Origin of the sequence: Paractinoplanes lichenicola (genome assembly GCF_016785085.1) — a bacterium.
Lineage (GTDB): Bacteria > Actinomycetota > Actinomycetes > Mycobacteriales > Micromonosporaceae > Actinoplanes > Actinoplanes lichenicola.
On sequence record NZ_JAENHO010000003.1, the window covers coordinates 857435 to 874386 of the forward strand.

General features: G+C 69.7%; 19 protein-coding genes and 2 tRNA genes. 13 read left to right on the top strand and 8 right to left on the bottom strand.

Annotated elements, in window-relative coordinates:
* The first annotated feature begins 3 nt into the window (after positions 1 to 3).
* The gene (arfB, locus tag JKJ07_RS13105) at positions 4 to 441 is read left to right on the top strand and encodes an alternative ribosome rescue aminoacyl-tRNA hydrolase ArfB (protein ID WP_236028747.1); all 438 of its coding nucleotides are present in this window, start codon (positions 4 to 6) and stop codon (positions 439 to 441) included.
* Positions 441 to 1154 carry an alpha/beta fold hydrolase gene (locus JKJ07_RS13110; RefSeq protein WP_202991714.1) on the top strand — a complete coding sequence of 238 codons (714 nt, stop codon included), beginning with the start codon at positions 441 to 443 and terminating at the stop codon, positions 1152 to 1154. The genes arfB and JKJ07_RS13110 overlap by 1 nt, the downstream gene beginning before the upstream one ends.
* On the opposite strand, the gene JKJ07_RS13115 is transcribed toward JKJ07_RS13110, so the two are convergent.
* The 3 genes from JKJ07_RS13115 to JKJ07_RS13125 all read right to left on the bottom strand — a co-directional run bounded on the left by JKJ07_RS13115 (position 1155) and on the right by JKJ07_RS13125 (position 4326).
* On the bottom strand, positions 1155 to 2729 hold the full coding sequence (locus tag JKJ07_RS13115; protein ID WP_202991715.1) for a hypothetical protein: 1575 nt from the start codon (positions 2727 to 2729) through the stop codon (positions 1155 to 1157).
* Positions 2730 to 2817: 88 nt separating this feature from the next.
* Positions 2818 to 3531, bottom strand: a complete 714-nt coding sequence (locus JKJ07_RS13120) for a class I SAM-dependent methyltransferase (protein ID WP_202991716.1) — start codon at positions 3529 to 3531, stop codon at positions 2818 to 2820.
* 249 nt (positions 3532 to 3780) lie between these two features.
* Entirely contained in the window at positions 3781 to 4326 is a 546-nt protein-coding gene (locus tag JKJ07_RS13125) for a hypothetical protein (protein WP_202991717.1), read from the bottom strand.
* Between the two features lie 78 nt (positions 4327 to 4404).
* On the opposite strand from JKJ07_RS13125, the gene JKJ07_RS13130 reads away from it, so the two are divergent.
* Positions 4405 to 5391, top strand: a complete 987-nt coding sequence (locus JKJ07_RS13130) for a hypothetical protein (RefSeq protein ID WP_202991718.1) — start codon at positions 4405 to 4407, stop codon at positions 5389 to 5391.
* A gap of 3 nt (positions 5392 to 5394) precedes the next feature.
* Here the strand turns inward: JKJ07_RS13130 and JKJ07_RS13135 are convergent, their stop codons facing one another.
* The gene (locus JKJ07_RS13135; RefSeq protein ID WP_202991719.1) at positions 5395 to 6336 is read right to left on the bottom strand and encodes a 3-methyladenine DNA glycosylase; all 942 of its coding nucleotides are present in this window, start codon (positions 6334 to 6336) and stop codon (positions 5395 to 5397) included.
* A 172-nt stretch (positions 6337 to 6508) separates the two neighbouring features.
* Here JKJ07_RS13135 and JKJ07_RS13140 point away from each other — a divergent pair, with 172 nt between their 5' ends.
* The 4 genes from JKJ07_RS13140 to JKJ07_RS13155 are packed head-to-tail and all read left to right on the top strand — an operon-like array spanning position 6509 to position 9387.
* Complete coding sequence (locus JKJ07_RS13140; protein WP_202991720.1) at positions 6509 to 7444, top strand: ABC transporter ATP-binding protein; 936 nt, start codon at positions 6509 to 6511, stop codon at positions 7442 to 7444.
* Positions 7441 to 8283 (top strand): ABC transporter permease, encoded by an 843-nt coding sequence (locus JKJ07_RS13145; protein ID WP_202991721.1) that lies wholly within the window; start codon positions 7441 to 7443, stop codon positions 8281 to 8283. Before JKJ07_RS13140 ends, JKJ07_RS13145 begins: the two co-directional genes overlap by 4 nt.
* Before the next feature lie 9 nt (positions 8284 to 8292).
* On the top strand, positions 8293 to 8556 hold the full coding sequence (locus JKJ07_RS13150; protein ID WP_202991722.1) for a helix-turn-helix transcriptional regulator: 264 nt from the start codon (positions 8293 to 8295) through the stop codon (positions 8554 to 8556).
* A gap of 39 nt (positions 8557 to 8595) precedes the next feature.
* On the top strand, positions 8596 to 9387 hold the full coding sequence (locus tag JKJ07_RS13155; protein WP_202991723.1) for a fumarylacetoacetate hydrolase family protein: 792 nt from the start codon (positions 8596 to 8598) through the stop codon (positions 9385 to 9387).
* Here the strand turns inward: JKJ07_RS13155 and JKJ07_RS13160 are convergent.
* The gene (locus tag JKJ07_RS13160; RefSeq protein ID WP_202991724.1) at positions 9358 to 10110 is read right to left on the bottom strand and encodes a TetR/AcrR family transcriptional regulator; all 753 of its coding nucleotides are present in this window, start codon (positions 10108 to 10110) and stop codon (positions 9358 to 9360) included. The genes JKJ07_RS13155 and JKJ07_RS13160 overlap by 30 nt on opposite strands.
* A gap of 21 nt (positions 10111 to 10131) precedes the next feature.
* Here JKJ07_RS13160 and JKJ07_RS13165 point away from each other — a divergent pair, with 21 nt between their 5' ends.
* The 3 genes from JKJ07_RS13165 to JKJ07_RS13175 all read left to right on the top strand — a co-directional run bounded on the left by JKJ07_RS13165 (position 10132) and on the right by JKJ07_RS13175 (position 11233).
* Complete coding sequence (locus JKJ07_RS13165) at positions 10132 to 10929, top strand: SDR family oxidoreductase (protein WP_202991725.1); 798 nt, start codon at positions 10132 to 10134, stop codon at positions 10927 to 10929.
* Between the two features lie 68 nt (positions 10930 to 10997).
* A tRNA-Gln gene (locus JKJ07_RS13170) sits at positions 10998 to 11069 on the top strand.
* 91 nt (positions 11070 to 11160) lie between these two features.
* A tRNA-Glu gene (locus JKJ07_RS13175) sits at positions 11161 to 11233 on the top strand.
* Between the two features lie 1250 nt (positions 11234 to 12483).
* On the opposite strand, the gene JKJ07_RS13180 is transcribed toward JKJ07_RS13175, so the two are convergent.
* Positions 12484 to 13158, bottom strand: a complete 675-nt coding sequence (locus JKJ07_RS13180; protein ID WP_202991726.1) for an MBL fold metallo-hydrolase — start codon at positions 13156 to 13158, stop codon at positions 12484 to 12486.
* Between the two features lie 25 nt (positions 13159 to 13183).
* Here JKJ07_RS13180 and JKJ07_RS13185 point away from each other — a divergent pair, with 25 nt between their 5' ends.
* The 3 genes from JKJ07_RS13185 to JKJ07_RS13195 are packed head-to-tail and all read left to right on the top strand — an operon-like array spanning position 13184 to position 15428.
* Positions 13184 to 13882 (top strand): DUF998 domain-containing protein, encoded by a 699-nt coding sequence (locus JKJ07_RS13185; protein ID WP_438871402.1) that lies wholly within the window; start codon positions 13184 to 13186, stop codon positions 13880 to 13882.
* Positions 13879 to 14232 (top strand): YciI family protein, encoded by a 354-nt coding sequence (locus tag JKJ07_RS13190; RefSeq protein ID WP_202991728.1) that lies wholly within the window; start codon positions 13879 to 13881, stop codon positions 14230 to 14232. The genes JKJ07_RS13185 and JKJ07_RS13190 overlap by 4 nt, the downstream gene beginning before the upstream one ends.
* Positions 14229 to 15428: an RNA polymerase sigma factor gene (locus JKJ07_RS13195; protein ID WP_202991729.1), complete on the top strand. Its 1200-nt coding sequence runs from the start codon at positions 14229 to 14231 to the stop codon at positions 15426 to 15428. The genes JKJ07_RS13190 and JKJ07_RS13195 overlap by 4 nt, the downstream gene beginning before the upstream one ends.
* Here JKJ07_RS13195 and JKJ07_RS13200 read toward each other — a convergent pair.
* Positions 15397 to 16143: an MBL fold metallo-hydrolase gene (locus tag JKJ07_RS13200; RefSeq protein ID WP_202991730.1), complete on the bottom strand. Its 747-nt coding sequence runs from the start codon at positions 16141 to 16143 to the stop codon at positions 15397 to 15399. The genes JKJ07_RS13195 and JKJ07_RS13200 overlap by 32 nt on opposite strands.
* Positions 16140 to 16928, bottom strand: coding sequence for an alpha/beta hydrolase (locus tag JKJ07_RS13205; RefSeq protein WP_202991731.1), 789 nt, complete (start codon positions 16926 to 16928; stop codon positions 16140 to 16142). The genes JKJ07_RS13200 and JKJ07_RS13205 overlap by 4 nt, the downstream gene beginning before the upstream one ends.
* Positions 16929 to 16952: the final 24 nt, after the last annotated feature.

Sequence of the window (16952 nt, forward strand, 5' to 3'; positions counted from 1 at the left end):
GCCATGCTGGGCGGCGTGGTGGATGACGTCCGGGTCAATGATCGGCTGACTATCCCGGCGGCCGAGCTCGCCTGGCGCTTCTCGCGTTCCAGCGGCCCCGGTGGCCAGGGGGTGAACACGACCGATTCGCGGGTTGAGCTGTCGTGGGACCTGGCCGGTTCGGCGCTGCTGCCGCCCATGCTCAAGGAGCGCGCGGCCGAACGCCTCGGCGCCCGGCTGGTGCAGGGTGTGCTGACGGTCACCGCCTCGGAGCACCGCTCGCAGCTGCGTAATCGGGAAGCCGCCGCGGCTCGCCTGGCGGGTCTGGTCGCCTCGGCCATCGCCGCGCCGCCCCGCGTACGGCGGGCCACCCGGCCGTCCAAAGGCTCGGTCGAACGCCGCATCGCCGAGAAGAAGCGCCGCGGCGAGACCAAACGCAACCGCCGCTCGTATCCCGACTGATGCCCCTGATCGTGGTGCTGCACGGCCTGGCCGGCAGCGCGGACGAGATGGCCCCGCTGGCGGCCCGCCTGTCCGCGGCCGGCCATCGGGTCGTCGCCCCCGACCAGCGCGGCCACGGCCACCACGAACGCCACCCGGCCGATGTGTCCCGCGAGGCCTATGTGGCCGATGTGCTGGCCCTGCTCGACGAGCCGGCCTTCCTGGTGGGCCAGTCGATGGGTGCGCACACCGCGATGCTGGCGGCCGCGGCAGACCCTTCCCGCGTACGGGGTCTGGTGATGATCGAAGGAGGCGTGGGCGGCTCGACCGACGACTATCCCGAGCGGCTGCGCGCCTATTTCGCCTCGTGGCCGATCCCGTTCGCCGACGAGTCCGCCGCACGCGAGTTCCTGGGCGACCGCCCGATCACCGACGCCTGGATAGCCGGCTTCGAACGCCGCCCCGACGGCCTGTGGCCCCGCTTCGACCCCGACGTGATGAAGGCCGCGATCGCCCCCGTGGCCGCCACCGCCCGCTGGTCCGAGTGGCGCTCGCTCACCGTTCCCGTGCTCCAGATCCTCGGCGAACACGGCTCGATCCCACCCGACGAGGTCGAACAGATGGCCGCCCCGCGGGTCGTCGTCCCCGGCGCGGGCCACGACGTGCACCTGGAGGCCCCCGACGAGACGGCCCGCCTCATCCTCGAGTTCGTGGCCGCCCGCCCGGACGCGTGATCAGCCGATCCCGTACGCGCGGAAGACGGTGACTTCGGTGTAGGCGCCCCCGGCGACCGTGGCGCGGACCTTCAGGGCGACCGCACTGGTCTTCGGGTTGGAGACCATCGCGTACCAGGTGCCGCCGATTTTCTGGACCGGCACGGTGCGCCACGTCTGGCCGCTGTCCGGCGACATCTGCGCGGTCAGCTTGCTCAGCTTCGGGTCGGTGCCGCGCTTGGCGTCGGGGTCGACCGTGCTGCGGTACAACCGGATCGCGACCTTGGTGGTGCTGCCCGCCTTGGCCTTGTTGGTCAGGCTGAGCCCGGTGGGCAGCAGATGCGCGGAATAGACCCCGGCCAGCGCGCTGGCGTTCGGCTTGGACTGGAACCTGTACGTGACCCGGCTGGTCGTCGACATCATCCCGGACGGGAACGTGATCTCCGGGTAGTAGCGGGTGGCGGTGTTGGTCAGCGTGTACCAGCCGGCCTTCTTGACCGTGTAATACAGGTAGGTCGAATCCGGTTCCCAGCCCTTGTCCTGCTTGCCGGCCACCCGCTTGCCGCCGAAGTCGAGCGTCGCCACGGCCTTGTCGCCGCCCTCGACCGAGCCGTCCCGCGGGAACCCGGGGTCGGCGAACATCTCGTTGAGGCCGAACGAGATCCGGCCGCGGATGGTGACCGGCAGCTGCGCGCTGGGCCCCCAGGCGGAGTTGAAGAAATTCAGCCCGTACGTCTTCCCGGCCGCGACCGTGCGCTTGGCGAAGTAGCTGCCGATGTTCCAGGTCTCGCCGGTCTTCGTGGGCGCCGACGAGCTGACCCGGACGTCCCATGTGCCGGGCGAGGCGAACACGGTGGTGGCGGTCGGCCGGTCCGTGCCGCCCAGTCCGGCGTACAGGCTGTCGCCGCACCCGCTCCCGATCGCCTGCATCGCCAGGTCGGAGTAGATCGACCCGGACGGTCCGCGCTTCTGCACCACCTTGACGGCGGCCAGCTGGCCCTTGCTGAAGGTGCGGCCCAGCCCACCCGGCACGCCGTTGGTGTGGTGCAGCACCGCGTAGCTGTTCGAGGTGCCGGAGTGGTCGCTCCACGACCCGAGCGCGGCGAAGCCGAGATACTTCGACGCGAACGGCACGATGAACAGCTTGGTGCCCGGGGAGGCGGACGCGTCGATCCCCTCACTGGCGCTGGTCCGCGTGCAGATCCGCATCGTCATCGTGCGTTCGAGACCCGTCGGAGCCGGGCTGATCGCGAGCCCGACCCCCTTGCCCTGCCGGGCGTCGATCGTCAGCTTCGCCGAGCCGGAGACCTTCACGGCCTTGCCCGACAGCGTGATCGTGTTGCCGGTGGTCACCGAGGTCAGCACGGCGTACGTGCCCTTGGGCAGCTTCTTGGCCGTGCCCGAGGTCGCCGAGTAGATCGAGCTGCTCACCACGTCGACCAGCCGCAGGCCCGCCTTGACCTTGACCCCGTTGCGATTCACCACGGTGACGGTCAACGTGTGAGTGGCCGCCACCGCGGCGCCACCCACGCCCAGCAGCAGGGCCGGAACCACGGCCAGGGCCAGCAGACGGCCCGGCTTCACAAGAGAGAACATGGCAATCCCCGCAGCGAAGGAGAGGTAAGGCGCCGAGATCATGCCACACAGGACGGTACGGTGTCGTCCCCTTCTTTCCGCCGGCCTGCTATCGGCGGTCGAGCCTGACGCAGCGGGCCACGAGAAAGACAGGCAGCCGCGCCGCGTCCCTGCGATCATCGGTCCGCCACGCGGCCGGGGGCGAGGGTTCGCTCGTGGCCGTGAGAAGCAGGTCGTGGCGGCTCAGCGTGTTCACGTAGGTCGACAGCGTGCGGTGATTGGCCCCGACCTGCCGGCGCAGGGCCGCGGACTGGTTGTCGGCAACCCAGAAACCCTCGTCGTAGTAGCTCTGATCGGCGGGCCAGGTGCCCGCCACCAAGGCCGTGCCGGCGAAGCACGGGTGCAGGATCGAGAAGACGAACAAGCCACCGGGCCGCAGCACCCGCCGCACGGTGGCGGCCGCGCCGTCGAGATCGTCGATGTCGGCCAGCCCGAAGTTGCAAACGACCGCGTCGAAGGACTCATCTTTCAGCTCGGTCGCGTCCGCCGCATCGGCGTGCACATAGGCGACGCCCAGCGGCTCGGCCTGTTCTTGGGCGCGGGCCTTGTCGAGCAGGGCCCCGGAGAGATCGACCCCGACGGCGGTGGCGCCTTGGCGGGCGAGCTCGCGCGTGACCCGGCCGTGCCCGCACGCGAGATCAAGCACCCGCCGGCCCCGCGCCGGACCGAGGTGGTCGAGCACAGTCGTCAACACCGGATCCCGCGGGTCGGAGAAACCAGCGTCATAGAAGTCGGCCACCGCGTCATACCTCGCACCACGCATGCCCCCATTCAACCGAACACCGACAGCGCCGCTCCGGGCAGTCGTTCCGTTGACTCGGCGGTGAAGACTGAAGAGCAACTGTGGGAGGCAACGTGACTCAGAGTCGGCGCGGCCGGTGTCCGGTGTGCAAGCGGGTGGTGGCCCTCACCGCCGACGGAAACGTGGCGCGGCACAACGGCACCATCCGTGCCTACGCGCCGCCCGAGGAGTGCCGCGGGGGCGGGCAGCCACCGGAGGCTTAGGCCGTTCTCACGCCGCCCAGAAGATCGTGCATTCGCCGTGGCGGGCGGCCGTGGCGAAGAAGCCGGTCAGGTCGTCGTATCGGTCGGCCAGCTGAATCCGGTACATCTCCACTCTCTCGTCCGAGAACACCGGCGTCACGATCCGCTCGGGTGGCAGCGGCTGCCCATAGGTCGGCGACTCGAAGTCATAGTCGACCCGTACGGTGTCCCGCTCGACCAGCGCGTCCCGCAGACGAGGAGCGAGCGCGGCGAACGGCGTCCGCTCGAGCAGGGCAGCCGCCTCCACCACCTGAGCCGGATCCAGCGAACGAGAGTCGCCCCAGGCCCCGAACGCGTTCTCCGCATCCGGAAACAACGCCCCGGAGCGGAACGGGTTGACCCCGAAGCCGGCCGCCGCGAACAACGGCCCGAACACCTTCCACTCCCAGTCGAGCTCGAGCCGCTCCGCCCCACCAAACTTGGTCACCCGCTCGTACGCGGTTGAGGGATCGCCCCGAATGTCCTCCCGCAACCCCGGCGACAGCCGAATGAGATCGCCCAGCAGGCTCATCACGCATCCCCTCCTCGGTTGTGCCGTCCGCCAGCAACAGACAGTCGATCACCTGACGTGTCAAAGGGGTGCTGATTTTCCATGCGTAGATTCCCGATAGTGGTCCTGCTGGTGCTGGCCCTGCTCGCGATCGCGGCTCCCGCACGGGCCGCGGCTGGGCAGTCGTTGCTCGTCGGCGGGGAGCGGCTCAACCCCGGGCAGAGTTTGACCTCGCCGAACGGGCAGTTCCGGCTCACGATGCAGGCCGACGGCGCGCTCAGGGAGTTTCGTGCGGAGATCGAGCCCGTATGGCAGGCGGTCAACCTGCGGATGAGGGCCGGCTCGACGTTGGAGATGCAGGGTGACGGCAACCTGGTCATTTACGGGCCCGGGCACGTCGCGCTGTGGTCTTCCGGGACGGCCGGGCGCAACGGGTCGGTGCTGCGTCTTCAAGATGACGGCAACCTTGTCCTCTATGCGCCCGGCAACAGAGCCGTCTGGGCGACCGGCACCTGCGAACGGCACAACGGGTCGCTTTTGTGCGGGCCGATCCTCGCCAAGTATCGGGAGCAGTCCGCCCTGCTCGGGCTGCCGATCACGGGGGACTTCGCCGCCGGTGGGGGCCGGGGGCGGGGCATGCACTTCCAGCATGGATCCGTTTACTTCTCGCCCGCGACGGGGGCGCATTCGGTGCGCGGCTGGATCCGCAGCCGGTGGGCGATGAACGGGTGGGAGAACGGGCCGGTCGGGTTCCCGACGTCCGACGAGTTCGGCTACAACGGCGGGCAGCGCAGCACCTTCCAGTTCGGCTGCTCGATCACCGTCGACCCGCAGCAACGGATCAAGACCGGTTGTACGGGGAAGAAGTTCGACGAGGGGAGGCAACTTCCGCCTCCGCGCGACTGCGGCGTGACCAGCGGCGGCTACGGCACCGACGGGCTGTTCCGCCTGTACGGCACGCCGCTCACCCAGGACCTCGCCATGCCCGGTCTTCGCGAGCGCTGGATCTCCTTCGCGATCTACCAGATCACCCTGCCGGCCGGGGATGTTCCGATCGGGTGGGCGATCAAGTATTGCGGGATCGGGTAGCGCTCAGCGGCGGTTGGCCGGGGCGACTGCCTCGCGGCTGCGGGCCGCGCCCTCGGGGCCCATCAGCTCTTCGCAGACGCGGATCAGGCGGGCCCGCAGGGCGGCCGCGCGGCGGGCGAACTCGCGCTGGCGGGCCACGTATTCCGCCTTGCCCTCGGGGGTCTCGATCTTGACCGGGGGGTGGCCGTAGGAGCTCAGGTCGTACGGGCTGGCTTGCATGTCGAGCAGGCGGATGTCGGAGGCCAGGGCGAAGCAGTCGAGGGCCAGCGCGCCCGGGACGGCGGCGCCCAGCTTCGTCGCCCACTTGTGCACGTCCATCGCGGCGTGCAGGCAGCCGGGCTGGTCGAGGTCGACCTGGGTGGCCCGGGTCGGCTGCAGGCGGTTGAGCCCGACGGCCTCGGGGGTGAAGAAGCGGAACGCGTCGTAATGCGTACAGCGGATGGGGTGTTGCTCGACGACCCGGTCGGTCTCGGCCAGGCCCAGGCGCAGCGGCAGCGGGTGGCGGTGCTCGGGATCGCGATAGACCATGGCCCACTCGTGCAGGCCGAAGCAGCCCGAGAAGACCGGGCGGGACGCCGTGGCGGTGAGCAGGCCGTGGATGTAGCGCACGCTCTCGCCGCGGGCGTGCACGTACGCGTCCTGGTCGAGCGTGACCACGCCGTCGGGATAGGTCATGTAGAACTTCCACGACGACTGCTCGGCCAGGCCGTCGGGCGCGGGCGCGAGGCCGGCGCCGACCCCGGGATGCCAGCGGCGCAGCACGGAGGGCCGGGTGCCGTAGTAGTCGTAGAGGAAATCCTCGATGGCGTGCTTCTCGCCGGTGGCCCGGCGGGCACGGTGGCCCGCGGTCATCTCGTCGGCCCGCTCGGCGTGGGCCCGGGCGAGGGGAATCCAGGTCACCGAGGGCAGCGTCGTGGTGAGCGCCCTCACCTGCTTGATCCCCATGGCATCAGCGTATCCAGCCGAGGCGATCAACACGATCACCGTTAGGCGCGAATGCAATCTGCGTCGCGGACGAAAGTGGCGTAAGCGTCCAATTCGGTCAGTCAATTGTCAGATACCGAACGTCTGCTCGCAGATGTAGTACACCTACTACATTCTTGATAGTGTGCTGGACATGGGAGGAATGACTCTGACGGGGGCGCTCGAGTCGGGCCCGCAGGTGCCGGCCGACGAGCGGGTCATCGACGTCCGTGACCTGCGGATGCGCTACGGGACGAAGGACGTCCTGCACGGTGTGAGCTTCGCCGCCCGCAGCGGTGAGGTGCTCGCGCTGCTCGGGCCCAACGGCGCGGGCAAGACCACGACGATCGAGATCCTCGAGGGCTTCCGCATGCGGTCCTCGGGCGAGGTGACCGTGCTCGGCGTCGATCCGGCCAAGGCCGGCGAGGCGTGGCGGGCCCAGGTCGGCGTGGTGCTGCAGTCCTGGCGCGATCACGGCAAGTGGCAGGTCCGCGAGCTGCTCGGTCATCTCGGGCGGTATTACCGGCGGTTCTCCACCGACCGCAAGACCCGGCCCTGGCCGGTCGACGACCTGCTCGACGTGGTCGGCCTGACCGCGGCGGCCGCGACGCGGGTCCAGCGGCTCTCCGGCGGCCAGCGGCGCCGCCTCGACGTGGCGATCGGCATCGTCGGCCGGCCCGACCTGCTGTTCCTCGACGAGCCGACGGTCGGGTTCGATCCGGCCGCCCGGCGCGAGTTTCACGACCTGGTGCATCGGCTGACCGATGTGGACGACACGACGATCCTGCTCACCACCCATGATCTCGACGAGGCGGAGAAGCTGGCCGACCGCATCCTGATCCTCAACGGCGGGCACATCATCGCTGACGGCTCGGCCGACGACCTGTCGCGCCGGGTGGCCGGCGAGAGCGAGATCCGCTGGAGCCGCGACGGGCAGCGGTTCGTCCACTCGGCGGCGAACCCCACTCCGTTCGTACGGGAACTGCTTCTGCAGCACGGCGACGCTGTCGAAGACCTTGAAGTGCGGCGTAACAGTCTGGAAGACACCTACATGCGACTGGTCGCCGACACGGAGGGAAGCGCGCGATGATCGAGACGTTGCGGGTCGGCGCCGCCCGCGGGCTCATCGAGCTGCGCCAGACGCTGACCAACTCCCAAGACCTGTGGGGCTATTTCTTCCCGTCGGTCGGCCTGCTGATCACGCTCTTCTTCACCAACGACGCGAAGGTGCCGGGCACCACCTTCTCGCTCGGCGCGGCCACCCTGCCCAGCTCGATCGGCATGCTGCTGGCGTTCGGCGGCCTGCTGACCATCGCGCAGTACCTGGTCGTCGAGCGCGAGGACGGCACGCTGCTGCGAGCCAAAGCCACCCCGTACGGGATGACGGGCTATCTGGTCGGCAAGGTCGTCATGATCGGTGGCATGACGATCTTCTCGGTGCTGGTCGTGCTGATCCCCGGCCTGTTCCTGGTCGACGGCGTTCAGGTCGACCTCGGCGGCATCCTGACGCTGGTCTGGCTGCTCCCGCTGGCCGTCGTGGCCACCATGCCGATCGGCGCGGCGATCGGCTCGATGCTGGAGAACCCGCGCCTGCTCGGCCTCGTGATGCTCCCGATCTTCGGGCTGGTCGCGATCTCCGGCATCTTCTACCCGATCACCGGCATGCCGGGCTGGTTGCAGGCCGTCGGGCAGCTCTTCCCGATCTACTGGCTAGGGTTGGGCATGCGATCGGTGTTCCTGCCCGACGCGCTGGCCTCGGTCGAGCTGGGCGATTCGTGGCGTCATCTCGAGACGTTCGGGGTGCTCGCCGTCTGGGCGGTGCTGGGCCTGCTGGTGGCGCCGGTGCTGATGCGACGGATGGCGCGGCGCGAGTCAGGCTCCGCGGTGGCCGCGCGGCGGGAGCGGGCGCTGGCCACGGTGGGTCGATAGAGAGAGCTGATGGGCAGCAACGAGGTTACTTACAACCGGATTGCGATGCTCCGCGCCGAGCGCGGGGTCTCGCGGCGGCAGCTCGCCGACGCCCTGGGGGTCCACTATCAGACGGTGGGCTACATCGAGCGCGGCGAGTTCAGCCCCAGCCTCCACCTGGCCCTGCGCATCTCGCGGTATTTCGAGGTCCCGATCGAGGTCATCTTCTCGCTCGATCCGTTCCCGCGGCTGGGTGCGACCGCGAACGAAATGAACGGCGAGCGCTCGGCGTAGATTTCCCTTGAAGAGCCGTCAGCGTAGAGGGGATCAACCGTGCGATTCGCCCGTTTTGTTCATGCCGGAGGAGTGTCGTTCGGCGTCGTCGAGGGTGACGCGTCGGGCCTGACCATCGCCGAGATCGGCTCGCTGCCGTTCGAGGAGGTCCGGTTCACCGGTCAGCGCTGGGCCCTGGCCGACGTACGCCTGCTCGCCCCCATCTTCTCCAGCAAGGTGATCGGCGTCGGCCGCAACTACGCCGACCACGCCGCCGAGTTCGGCAACGAGGTGCCCAAGGAGCCGTTGATCTTCATCAAGCCGTCCACCTCGGTGATCGGCCCCAACGACGCGATCCGGCTGCCCCCGCAGTCGCAGCGGGTCGAGGAGGAGGGCGAGCTCGCCGTCGTGATCGGCGCCACCGGGGCCCGCCGCCTCGACCGGGCCGGCGCCGAGAAGGCGATCTTCGGCTACACCATCGGCAACGACGTCACCGCCCGTGACCTGCAGCGCAGCGACCCGCAGTGGACGCGGGCCAAGGGCTTCGACTCGTTCTGCCCGATCGGCCCGTGGATCGTCACCGGCCTCGACGTGAGCGACCTCGAGATCCGCGCCGAGGTCGGGCGCAACCCCGAGGCGCTCGAGACGGTGCAGCTGGGCCGCACGAAGGACATGGTGTTCGACGTGCCGACCCTGGTGTCGTACGTGTCGCATGTCATGACCCTGCTGCCGGGCGACATCATCCTGACCGGCACGCCCGCCGGGGTCAGCCAGATCACGCCCGGCGACACGGTGTCGGTGAGCATCCAGGGCATCGGCGAGCTACGAAACCCCGTCGTCTCCCTCGACTGACCCCTCGATCCCGCGCAGCAGCAGGTCCAGACCCAGCCCGTACGAGTCCTGGGCCTGCTGGTCGCTGCCCCGGTCGAAGGCGCCCGCGTTCCAGATCGAGGTCATCGTGGGATGCCGCTCGACGTCGAACCAGCTCTCCCACATCTCGCCGCGCTGCAGCCACCACTCGTCGGTGCTGAGCCCGGTCGTACGGCGTAACAACGCGCCCTCCGCCTCGTGCCGGGCCGCCGCCGTGATCCACGACGTGATCGTGGTGGCGGCCGGGCTGAGCCGGCGGATCGGCAGCCCCAGCGTGGCCACTGCCGCGAGCATGAACTCGGTCTCGGCCAGCATGCCCGGCCCGACCGGCGGCCGCACCCGCGAGACCTCGGCCAGCCAGGGATGCGCCCGATACATCGCGAAGGTGCGCTCGGCGAAATAGCCCACGCGCTCCCGGAAACTGCCCCCGGCGGTCAGCTCGCGGGCCCACAGCACCTCGTCGACCATCAGATCGACCAGCTCGGGTCGCGAAGGCGCGTACGTGTAAAGGCTCATCGTGGCGACCGACAGATCGGCGGCCACCCGGGCCATGCTCGCCGCCTCCAGCCCCTCGGCGTCAGCGATACGGACAGCGGTGGCGACCACCACGTCGACGGTGAGCCGGGGCGGACGGCCGACCGGCTTGCGGGCCGGGATGTGCCGGCGCCAGAGCAGCGGAAGGATCCGCGGGCTGAACTCCTCCATGATTCCGTATACCCTACGGGAATGAAGGTCCTGGTCACCGGAGCCACCGCGAACGTGGGCCGCATGGTCGTCGACGAGTTGCTGGCCCGAGGTGCCGACGACATACGAGCGCTGACGGTCGACCCGGCGCGGGCCGGACTTCCGTCATCCGTCGAGGTCGTCCGCGGTTTCGTGAGCCGGCCGTCGACGGTTCCCCTGCACGGCGTCGACGTGCTCTACCTCGCGCCGCACATTCCGACCGCGTACGAGGTGTGCCGGCGGGCTGCCGACGCGGGCGTGCGGCGAATCGTCGACCTGGCCGGCGCCAAAGGCGACCACTGGCAGGAGATCGAAAACGCCGTCGAAGCCTCCGGAGTGCCGCACACCCACCTCGAACCGGGCGAATTCATGGCCAACGCCACCCTCTGGGCCGACCAGATCCGCGCCGGCGACGAAGTGCGCGACGGCTACGCCGGTTCGGCCAACGCGGCGATCGCCCAGGAAGACATCGCCGCCGTCGCCGCCCACGTGATCGTCACCACGGGTCACGAAGGCCAGTCGTACGAGCTCACGGGACCCCAGTCTTTGACCCGACGCGAAAAGGTCGAAGCGATCGGCCGGGCCCTCGGGCGTGACCTCCGCTACATCGAACTCACCCACGACGAGGCGGTCGAACAACTGCGGCCGGTCATGGGCGAATACGCCGAGTGGTATCTGCAAGGCGCCGCCCAGCTCACCCGACACCCCCAAGCCGCCGTGCCGACCGTCCCCGAACTGCTCGGCCGGCCTGCGAAAACATACGAGCAGTGGGCCCGCGACCACGCCGGCCTGTTCCGATGACGGAACCCGATTTGGTGGGCCCTGAAGCGTCAGGTAAGGTTTTCTCTCGGCACGGGAAACCGGGCCAATGGGGTATGGGGTAATTGGCAGCCCGGCTGATTCTGGTTCAGCTAGTCTAGGTTCGAGTCCTGGTACCCCAGCGCAACCACTCCCACGGGGGAGGCGGCGCTGGACTTCTGATAGAGTTCGGCCCGTCGCCAACGCGGAAGCGGAAGCAACAAGTAAGATCCTGGCCCCGTCGTCTAGCGGCCTAGGACGCCGCCCTCTCAAGGCGGTAGCGAGGGTTCGAATCCCTTCGGGGCTACATTCGGGTTGAGCTCGTCCGCAGAAAGCGCGGACGGGCTCATTCCGCGTTCTGCCTGGGGGCCGAGCCCCCAGACCCCACGTTACGGTGCTTGCTCTTTCGCGCGTCGGTGACGGGGAGGTGGTGCTTGGGGGCTGCGCCCCTTGCCCCCAACAGCACTGAACCTTGCTCTTCATGAAGCCCAAGCGAGGGCCGGGCTCCCTGCCAACCCAGTCCAGCCGGTGGTGGGGCTGCGCTTCTTGGTCCTGCCAGTAACTCGACGCCGCGCCAGAACCAACCCGGGGGGCGCTCTTCTTGCCCCTAAGCGAGCCTTATCTGGTGTTGAGGGCTGCGTTCCTTGCCCTCAACAGGGGCCAACGGGTGCTCGGGCTGTACTTATCGCCCCTGGCTGGGCCGAACCCAGGGGGCCGCGCTTCCTGTCCCCGCACCGAAAAGGTTGACGTCAGCGACACCCCCCAGCGCGGTCGACGTCAGCATCAACCCAAGACAGACGGCGTCCCCGGCATCCAGAAGACCGACGGTGCCCCCGGCTTCCACTCGCTGCCGCCACTAACGCAGCTCAATCGGTGCTGGGGCTGTGCTCCCCGCCCTAGCTTTGCCCTCAATAGGGCCCAACGGGTGCTGGGGCTGGGCTCGTGGCGGCTGGCTGAGCTCAACAACCGAGGGGACCGCGTTTCTTGCCCCCGCAACGAAAAGGTCGACCTTAGCGACACGGCCAGCACGGGCAACGTCAACATCAAACCCCAAGACCGCAGGCGCCCCGGCTTCCACCTTGCTGCCACCACCATCGCAGCCCAACCGGTGGTGGGGCTGCGCTCTCCGCCCAACTGGACCCAATCGGGGGGTGCGCTCCTTGCCCCCGCCATAACCAATCCGTGCTTCTTGCGCTCCAGCAGAGCCCGGCCCGAGGTTGCCCCCACGGAGCCCAGTCGGAGGTCCGCCGCCCTCACATCGCCCAGCCGGGGTGCGCCGCTCTCACATCGCCCAGCCGGGGGTGCGCCGGCCTCACAGCGCCCACCCGGGGTGCGCCGGCCCCACAACGCCCAGCCGCGGGGCGCGCCCCCCGGAGCGCAGCTAAGGGTGCGCAGCCCCCATAGAGAACAGCTGAGAGTGCGCCGCCTCCACGGGGCCTAGCTGAGGGTGCGCCGCCTGGACAGGGTTCGACCGAGGTGTGTCCCGTGTGCCTACAGAGCCCAACCCCGTGCCCTTCGCGAAATTCGGCCGGGTTGGAGTGGGGGCGGTTCGGGGGGTTAGGGGGTCCAGATTGCGTTGTCGTGGGCGAAGTAGATCTGGCGGGGGTCTAGGGATAGGAGGCGGGGGAGCCAGGACGGGTGGGTGGCTAGGGCGGCCTTGTGGGCCATGGCGTCGGTGGTGAAGAGGGTGGCGTTGTCGTGGGATTGGCCGGCCACGATCACGGTGCCGTCGCGGCGGTGGATTACCAGGGACTGGTGGCCTGCGGTGTGGCCGGGGGTCGGGATGATGTGGACGCCGGGGGCTATTTCGGCTTCGCCGGTCAGTTCTTCGATGTGGGCGCCCGGGTGGTCGACCAGGTCGGGGAGTGTGTGGCTTTCGGGGGCTCGGGCCAGTTCCAGTTCGGCCCGTTGGGCGAAGATCGGGCGGCCGGCCAGCTCGGGGTTGCCGCCGCAGTGGTCGAAGTGCAGGTGGCAGTTCATGACCATGCGGACGTCGGCGATGTCGGCCCCGGCGGCTTTGAGGGCGCCGGCCAGGGGGATCCGCGTCGGGTGGTACCAGGCGTCCACTTCGGCGTTGCCGCCCATGCCGGTGTCGACCAGGATCAGGCCGGCTTCCGGATGGTCCACGAGGTATCCCAGCGTGGGCTCCACCCGGACCTGGCCCGTGCCCGTCTCCTCGGCCGGCCGTACGAAATATCCGTAGTCGATCCGGCGCACGAAAATGTCGCTCACCCACGTCAACCTACCGACGACCCCAATGACGAAGACGTGTGACGCGGGTCATAGATCGTCGGCGTCATTGCGCGGTGGGGGCTCCGAGGTAACGGCAGTCGAAAAGGGGGAGGACCTCACAATTACTGCCGTCAAGACCGATACCGGCCGGGGGCTCTTGCTCGCCGGGGTGTGGGCGGGGCCGTTGTTCGTCGGGTCGAATGTGGTGCAGGTGATGGTGCGGGACGGGTTCGATCTGCGGCGGCATCCGCTCAGCCAGCTGATGCTGGGTGGGGCGGGGTGGGTTCAGTCGGTGACCTTCGTCGTGGTGGGGCTGGCCGTTGTGGCGCTCGCGGTGGGGCTCAGGGAGCAGCGGGCGACGGCCGTGTTCGTCGGTGGGTTCGGGGCGGGGCTGGCGGCGGCGGGGCTGTTCGTGCCGGATGCCGCGAACGGGTTTCCCGCGGGGGCGCCGGCGGTGGTGCCGATGTCGTGGCACGGCGTCGCGCATGCGACGGCGGCGGTGCTGGCGTTTCTGGCCCTGGCGGGGGCGTGTGTCGTGCACGCCGTTCGCGCGGGAAGGCGGCGGGCGGTGCTTCCCGCTGTCCTCAGTGGGATCGTGGCGGTGGTGCTGTTGCTGCCGACGCCGCCGGAGCACGCGAGTGTGCAGCTCGCGGTGACCGGGCTCGTCTCGTTCGGCTGGACCACCGCGATTGCCCTGAACGCGATCCGAGGGGGAGAACGATGAAATATCTCCTGCTGGCCTACACGCCGCTCGCCGCCTGGGATGCGGGGGTCGGGGCGGAGGAGGCCGTCGAGGTCTATTCGCGGTTTCAGCGGGAGCTCACCGAGAGCGGCGAGCTGGTGTCGACCGAGGGGCTCGGGCATCCGGCGGTGAGCACCACGGTGCGGCGCACCGAGCACGGCGTGGTCGCCACCGACGGGCCGTTCGCCGAGCTCAAGGAGGTGCTCGCCAGCTTCGCGGTGATCGACTGCGCGAGCCGGGAGCGGGCGGTCGAGATCGTGGGGCGGCTCGTCGCGATCCTGGGGGAGCCGATCGAGATCCGGCCCATCCTGGGCGGGGAGTTCCGGGGGTGAGCACGCCCGCGCTCGAGCACCTGCTGCGCAGCGAGGCGCCGCAGGTGCTGGGCGCGCTCGTCCGGCGGTTCGGGCACTTCGACCTGGCCGAGGACGCGGTGCAGGAGGCGCTGCTCGCGGCGAGCCGGAAATGGCCGGCGGACGGTGTCCCGGCCGACCCGCGCGGCTGGCTGATCCGGGTCGGCTATCGGCGGCTGGTCGACCTGCTGCGCGCCGATCAGGCCCGCCGGCGGCGCGAGTACGAGGCCGCGACCGCCCCACCCGCGGCACCCGGGTCGGCGGTGGACGACAGCCTGACCCTGCTGCTGCTCTGCTGTCATCCGTCGCTCGAGCCCACCGCCCAGGTCGCCCTGACCCTGCGCGCCGTGGGCGGCCTCACCACCGCCGAGGTCGCTCATGCGTCCGGGCTGAGCGAGAACACCATGAGCGCCCGGATCAGCCGCGCGAAGAAGCACCTGCGATCGACCTCGTTCGTGAAAGGGCGGGTGGAGGCCGTACGGCAGGTGCTCTACCTGATTTTCAACGAGGGTTACACGGCCTCCCGGGGCGACCGCCTCGACCGGGTCGACCTGGCCCACGAGGCGATCCGCCTGACCCGCATGCTGCACCAAGCCGAGAGGGGCGAACTCGAGACGACCGGCCTGCTCGCGTTGATGCTGCTCACCGAGGCCCGCCGCCCCGCCCGTACGGGTGAGGACGGCCGCCTGGTGCCGCTCGAGGAACAGGACCGCGAACGGTGGGACCAGGCGCTGATCCGGGAGGGCACCGAACTGCTCGACGCGGTCTGGGCCGAGCCGGACGCGGGGCCGTACCGGATCCAGGCGGCCATCGCGGCAGTGCACGCCGCGCCCGGAGACACGGACTGGCCGCAGATCGCCGCGCTCTACCAGGGGCTCGAGGCGGTCATGCCCACGGCGCCGGTCCGGCTGAGCCGCGTCGTGGCGGTGGCCCAGGCGTACGGGCCGGGGCAGGGCCTGGCGTTGCTCGACGAGCAGCCCGACCTGGCCCATGAGCCGCTCACCCGGCAACGTGAGCAAGCCGTACGGGCTCATCTGCTGGAACGGACGGGCGCGCACGACGAGGCGGCCCGGCTCTACCGTGCGGCGGCCGGGCTGACCGCCAACACGGTGGAGCGGCGTTATCTGCTGGGCCGGGCCGATCGGCTCACTCCCAAGCCGTCCGGACCCCCGGGGTGAGCCACGTCATCGCGCCGGGTGGGAAGGCCGCGTCGATCTGCGCGCGGCCCTCGTGGAAGTGGGACCAGCCCTCGTAGTGCACGGGGACAATGCGCCGCGGCTTTATAAAACTGCAGAGCGAAGAAGCATCGCGGCCGGTCATCGTGAAACGGGCGGGACCGGTGAGGCCGAACTGGACCTTGCCCAGGTGCAGCACGGCCGTGTCGACGGTGAGGCGGGAAGCCACCTCGAGGACGCCCGGGAAGACGACGGTGTCGCCCGAGATCCAGACCACCGAGGAGGAGCCGGGCGGCCGCAACGCGAATCCGGTGGTGGGTCCGACGATCGGCACGCTCCAGGCCGGCCCGTGCCGCGACGGGGTGGCCGTGATCTCGACGTCGCCGATCGTGGTGCGCTGCCACGGCGTCAGCCCCACACAATTCAGCCGGCGGGCGCCCGCCGGTGTGGTGACCACGACGGGCACCGAGGGCAGCAGCTCCCGTCCGGCGTCGTCGAGGTTGTCCGCGTGCTGGTCGTGGGTGAGCAGGATGCCGTCGAGCGCTCCCAGCGACGAGGGCGGGAGCGCCGGGCCCGCCGTTTTCCGCGACGACGTGCCCCAGCCGAACGAATAGCGCCGGCCGGGGGCGTCGAAGGTGGGATCGACGAGCAGCCGCACGCCGCCGAGCTCGATCAGCGTGGTCGGCCCGCCGATGTGGGTGATCGCCAGTCCGGTCATCGAGCGTTGGCGAGCGCCCACTCGAGGGCCTTGTCGGCCACCTTCTCCCAGCCGGGCTCGCCGCACGTCCAGTGGGAGCGGCCGGGGAACTCGAAATACTCCGCGGGGGCGGCCTTGTAATGGCTCGCATTCGACTTGTTCACCGACGGCGGCATGATGTGGTCGGCCCCGCCCGCGATGAACAGCAGCGGCGCCCGTTCCTTGTTGTGGAAGTCGACCCACGTCTCCTGCTTGCCGGGCTTGAAATTCGCGATCAGCCCGTACGCCCAGACCCAGCTGCCCGGCGCGGGAATGGCGTACCGGTCGTAGGCCTCTTGCGACTCCGCCTCGGAAAGCGTGTTGCAGAACGCGTAATGCCACTGCTCGGGGGTGAAACCGGCGGCCTGGTGCCGCTTGGCGGGGTTGTTGAGGATCGGGAAGAGCGATTTGAGTTGCGACGGCGGGTTGACGTAAATCCCCTCCGGCGGCGCCGAGTCGATGACCACGCCGGCCGATCCGTGTCCGCGGTCGAGCAACAGCTGAGTCAGCGTGCCGCCGAACGAGTGGCCGATGATGACCGGCTTCTCGGGCAGGGCCGTGATGACCTTTTCGAGGTGGGCGATTGTCTCGGGAACGGTCACCGCGGCGATCGGCGAGGTGTCGGCGCGCAGGGCCTCGACCTCGACCTCGAAGCCGGGATAGGCCGGGGCGACAACGGTGTGCCCCTTCGCCTCGTAGTAGGAAATCCAGTGCTCCCAGCTGCGCGGAGTCACCCAGAGGCCGTGAACCAGAACGATCGTGGTCATGTGCCGATCGTGCTGGGAGCGCGT